This is a genomic window from Conexibacter sp. CPCC 205762, assembly GCF_030646155.1.
GTDB lineage: Bacteria > Actinomycetota > Thermoleophilia > Solirubrobacterales > Solirubrobacteraceae > Conexibacter.
Window position 1 is genome coordinate 1 of record NZ_JAUTDN010000108.1, and the last position, 625, is coordinate 625.

General features: G+C 68.3%; 1 protein-coding gene. It reads right to left on the reverse strand.

What is annotated here, in order from left to right:
* Positions 1-554, reverse strand: a 554-nt coding sequence (locus Q7L73_RS28620) for a TetR/AcrR family transcriptional regulator (RefSeq protein WP_304715808.1), incomplete at its 3' end; no start/stop codon positions are given.
* Positions 555-625 lie beyond the last annotated feature (71 nt).

The window sequence follows — 625 nt, forward strand, 5'->3', positions numbered from 1 at the left end:
GCCTCGGGAGATGCGAAGTCGTGGCCTGCGAGCTCCACGATCACATGGCCCAGCATGAAGGTGTCGACGGCGCGGACGAGCGCGTTTCTCGTCGCGTAGTCGGTGTCGAGCGAACGGACGGCGGCGGCCGACTGGTCGAGGTGGCGGACGGTCGCGGGGCCGAACCGAGAGTCGCGGCCGAGTGCGGAGACGAGCCACGGGTGGCGCAGCGCGGTGGCCCGGCTGTGGCGTGCGAGCAGGCGCAGCGCTTCACGCCAGTCGAGCGGGATCTCGTCGTCCGCGACCAGCGCTTCCTGGACGACGGCGTCGTACATCAGGCCATGCAGGTCGTCCTTGGTTTCGAAGTGGTCGTAGAGGCTCATCGGACGGGTCGCGAGCGCCGCGGCGAGGCGTCGGATCGAGACCGCGTCGAGACCTTCGCGGTCAGCGATCTCGATCGCCGCGGCGACGACTCTCTCGCGCGTGAGCCCGCGGGATCTGGGCTCACGCCGCGCATCGCGAACCCAGATCGGATCGCGTCGGCGCGAGGCGTCGGAAGGCTGGTCTGGCGGCACGGAGACAGCTTAGCGAGACGCCGTATCGTGATTTGCGAGACGCTGTATCGTAGTTTCGATACAGTGTCTCA